Here is a 4536-nt window from a genome sequence, read left to right on the forward strand (position 1 = left end):
CCCCACACCCTCCCCTCGCCAGTAACCGTTATACCTGTCGAGCTACTTAATCGACAGCATTCGCTATCTTGAACTAAAGACAATAAGGCGAGGACAGGGCGTGCCTTACTTAATTTTCGATACCGATACTCCTAACCAACAAACTTATCAGTTGAGGCTTGGTGTCAACACAATCGGGCGCGAACAAGACAACAGTATCGTTGTGAATCATGGGTTTCTTTCCCGCCGCCACGCCGAGATTGCTATGGGTATCGATGGGGTGACTATCACTGACCTAAATAGCCTTAATGGTACGTTTGTCAATGAGTGCAAAATCACCCAATGCACCTTGAAAGATGGGGATTTGATTCGTTTCGGCAATGTTTTTTTTAATTTTGTTGAAAAAATTCCACAAGTTGAACAAAAGTCTCCTGATACTGAAAATACTAAAATATCGATTGTCAAGCAAGTCTCCCCTGACAAGACTCGGGTTACGATGCGAGATTTACTCGATCAGGAACAGGCAGACAACTCACTCTTAAGAATACGGCAGAAAGACGCTCATCAACGTGCCGTTGATAAATTACAAATTTTGCTGGAAGTCAGCAAACAGTTGTCTTTACCGGAAGAACCCGACCAACTGCTCCAGAAAATTCTCAACCTGCTATTAGACATTGTACATGTAGACCGAGCCGCAATCTTAATGGTTGAGGAAACAACCGGAGAACTCGATCAAAAGGCTGTCAAGTGGCGTTCGGGAATTCAGACAGAAGACTGCTTCTACAGCAAAAGGATTACTGATTTCGTCCGTCATCATGGAGACGCTATTCTCACGGATGATGCCTGTCTCGACGAACTGTTCGAGGATTCCGTATCTATTCTTAAACAGGGTATCCATGCTGCCATGTGTGTCCCTCTCAAACCGAGAGATGAAGTCATCGGTGTCTTATATGTTGATAATTTGTCAATGACAGATGTTTACTCCGATGAAGATTTAGAATTTTTGACGTGTTTGGCAAATCAAGCCGCGATCGCTATTGAAAATTCTCGCCTCTACAAACAAATGCAAGCTGAAGCCGTGATGCGGAATAAACTGGAACGATTTTTCCCTCAAACTGTGAGTCGAAAATTTCGGGAAGAAGGAAATTTAGAAATTGTCGATACCGAAGTTACAGCTTTATTTGCTGATATTAGTAACTTCACAAGAATGTCTTCTGCAATGGAACCGCGTCAGATTATTGAAATGCTAAACGAGTACTTCCAAGTCATGGTGGAAGAGATCGTTTTCCCTTATGAAGGCACCTTAGAGAAATACATCGGGGATGCGCTCCTTGCCGTTTGGGGTGCGCCTTATCAAAAACCGAATGATGTGGATCTAGCGGTTTGGGCTGCAATTGAGATGCAGTGGGCAGTACGCCGTCTGAATCAGGAGTGGATCGAACACAAGCGACGACCTATTCAAATTCATATTGGACTCAATACGGGAAGAGTAGCAGCCGGAAATATTGGTTCAAAACGATTAATCCAATACGCGACAATTGGAGATACGACTAATACAACTAGCCGAATTTGTAACGTTGCTAAAGCAAACGAAATCCTGATTTCTGAAACGACTTTTAAAAAATTAAATAGTCAGACTTTATCCCTAGAAAAGCTTCCTCCTATTCGAGTTAAAGGAAAGGCTAAACCCTTACAACTCTATCGGGTTATCTGGGAGAAAGTCCAATCCCTCTCTTTGTCACCAACTAGGACGCTGTGATTTTTAGCTTTGCAAATTTAACCCTTATTTTACAAACTGTCTTGATAGTAAATTTCACTGTGTCTTAATGAGTCCCTCAATAACTCTTCACACAGACTACTCTGAGAAACTATCGAACGCTATGTAATAGGTAAATAAATACACAAAAATGCTACTCTCGTAGCTGTAAAAATTAAGAGATACGAGACTATTAGCATAGGCTGAATTTTCAGGACATGATCAGACTTGTCAATCCGCAGCCAACTGTAGAGAGTTAAAATAAGTGAGGGTATGGGAATGAGTAACCCAGTAATCCGATGGTGGACAATTGCTATTCTAGAGATTGCTCTACTAGTCGCAACACCATTCTTAATCCGCATCTTCTCACAATTACCTTAATCGTGCCGTTTACGGAAGAATTCAAAAGTTACAGGAGTTTAGGAGAAACAACGTCGTGCAAGAAGGCAGAAAGAAAGCTTTTCAACTGGATAGGTTATTTTGTCCGCACTGTACTAGCAGCTAGCTAACCAGCTTGACACCTCTCAAATAGGCACTCTTCAACTTAACTTGGCTCAATTGCGCCCCCCTCAAGTCAGCTCCTTTCAGATTGACTCGACTCAATTTGACACCTCTCAAATCTACACCTCTGAGATTAGCATCGCTGAGATCGGCACCTTTGAGGTCAGCATTTCTCAAATCGGCACCCTTCAAGTCAGTACCGATTAAATCAGCCGCCAGCAAGTCAGCATTGTTCAGTCTGGCTCGAATCAATATAGCTAGGCTGAGGTTGGCTAGGCTTAAGTCAGCACGAATTAAGTTAGTATAACTTAAATTTGCACCACTCAGGTCAGCACCGCTCAAGTTCGCACCGCTCAAGTTCGCACGACTTAAGTTAGCATTACTCAAGTCAGTACCGCTGAGGTTGGCACCCCTGAGATTAGCACCTCTTAGATTGGCGCCGCTGAGATCTTTACCGCTGAAGTTTTTACCACTCAGATTGACTTTCACGGGATGTTTTGTTTCATCTATGTGGATCTATAACTTCAGTTTTCTTCACAAGTCAAGGTACGGCATCAGCCATAACACTCAAATTGTTTGCGCTACTTCGCTGAATTTTGGGTTAAATTGGGTTTGATTAGTAAGCTGACCCCAACGGTCCAAGCTATTGATGCCATCCATCCTGCTACGATGTCGCTGGGATAGTGAACACCTAGATACAACCGCGTCCAGCCAATCGCAAACACGAATATGCTTCCCAAGATTAGCACGGGTAAGCGCCAAGGCGTATTCCAAGTCAAGATGACTAAAACAGCCACAAAGGTCATACTCGACATAGCATGACCGCTAGGAAATCCGTAGTCAAGTTCTGGAGACGGTGATTTCCAGAGGTGGGGGCGCACTCGATGCAGCAGTAGTTTAGCGGTGCGATTGATGATAGCGCTTCCCAAGAGCGTTGTGAGGGCATACACTAGCGATCGCCACCGCCTGCGGAGCAACAACACCAGCAATAGTAAAATCGAAGCGGGAACTACTCCCCAAAACACCCCAAACCGAGTTAGCGTCGAGGCAAAAGTGTCAAGTTGGGGTGACGCCGTAGAATGAATAAGCAACAGCAGTGGCACATCCCACGGGAAACCCCCTTCATTTTCCCAAATGTCCTCGGCGAGTTCCCCGAAAACTTGCAACGGTAAATAAATCCCCACTAACAACAGCAACAGAGAGCGCCAATGGGTAGTAAGTAGCCGTTGGAGATAGCTGAGGAAAGACTGGAAACGCTTCCAGAGATTGGAATTAAACATTGACTCAAAAAAACGAAATTGCATACAGAATCCTGATGCAGAGACATTGCAGGCAACGTGTCTCCTTTTATCGGCGGTTTAGGGCTGCATTATAAACCAACTCAATTGCCTGTACCGATCGCATCAAATCCACTACCGGATGGGGATAGACTATACCAATTCTCACGCCGAAGCGCTTCTGCTCTACGGATGATAATGTCCAAGGTTGGTGTACTTTAGACGCTGGTAGGGATGCTAACTCTGGCAGCCAGTGCTTCACGTATTTCCCGTGGGGATCATAGTCTTTAGACTGCTTCTGGATATTAAAATAACGAAATCCACGGGCATCATTGCCTACCCCAGCCGTATAGTTCCAGTTGCCCCAATTGCTGCAAACATCGTAGTCAATTAGGAGTGACTCAAACCACTCTGCTCCCATTTGCCAGTTAATTCCCAGGTTCTTAGTCAGGAAACTGGCAACATTTTGCCGTCCGCGATTGGACATAAAACCCGTTGCGGCGAGTTCCCGCATATTGGCATCGATGAAAGGAAAACCCGTTTTTCCTTGCTGCCACAGGGCAAAACCCTCCCAGTCTTCCTTCCAAGGAATGGAAACACCCTGCAAACCTGATAGGTAAAAGATACGATTACCATGCTTGGCGCAAATAAACCGGAAAAAGTCTCGCCATATCAACTCAAAGACTAACCAATAAGTCGAGTTATTTTTCACCCGCTCTTGTTCGTATTGCTGCACCCGTTCATAGATAAACCGGGGTGAAAGACAGCCCCGCCCTAACCAGGGGGAAAATTTAGAGGAGTAATTGGCTCCCAACATTCCATTCCGGGTTTCTTTGTACACTTTCAGGCAATCCTGCGTCCAAAAATAGTCATTCAGTCTGCCCAGTGCTGCCGTTTCTCCCCCTTTGAACGGTAAAACTGCCCGTTCATCGAACACAGGAGGCTCTAGCTCGAAATCTGATAATTGAGGCAGTTTACCCACCTCTAGCCCAGGTAAGGGTGGCAGTTTCGTGGGGGTGGGCA

4 protein-coding genes are annotated in these 4536 nt (G+C 45.0%); 1 reads left to right on the forward strand and 3 read right to left on the reverse strand.

Translation table 11 applies throughout. The features are described 5' to 3' along the window. Positions 1–100: 100 nt before the first annotated feature. Positions 101–1738, forward strand: a complete 1638-nt coding sequence (locus tag IQ257_RS28785; RefSeq protein WP_193882289.1) for an adenylate/guanylate cyclase domain-containing protein — start codon at positions 101–103, stop codon at positions 1736–1738. A gap of 498 nt (positions 1739–2236) precedes the next feature. Here IQ257_RS28785 and IQ257_RS28790 read toward each other — a convergent pair whose 3' ends face one another. The 3 genes from IQ257_RS28790 to IQ257_RS28800 all read right to left on the reverse strand — a co-directional run. Then, the gene (locus IQ257_RS28790) at positions 2237–2725 is read right to left on the reverse strand and encodes a pentapeptide repeat-containing protein (RefSeq protein WP_322744500.1); all 489 of its coding nucleotides are present in this window, start codon (positions 2723–2725) and stop codon (positions 2237–2239) included. A gap of 92 nt (positions 2726–2817) precedes the next feature. Further along, on the reverse strand, positions 2818–3516 hold the full coding sequence (locus IQ257_RS28795) for a phosphatase PAP2 family protein (protein WP_193882291.1): 699 nt from the start codon (positions 3514–3516) through the stop codon (positions 2818–2820). 67 nt (positions 3517–3583) lie between these two features. Further along, on the reverse strand, positions 3584–4536 hold a 953-nt coding region (locus IQ257_RS28800; protein WP_193933444.1), incomplete at its 5' end, for a DASH family cryptochrome.

Source organism: Coleofasciculus sp. LEGE 07092, assembly GCF_015207375.1.
In the GTDB taxonomy this organism is placed as follows: Bacteria; Cyanobacteriota; Cyanobacteriia; order Cyanobacteriales; family Coleofasciculaceae; genus LEGE-07092.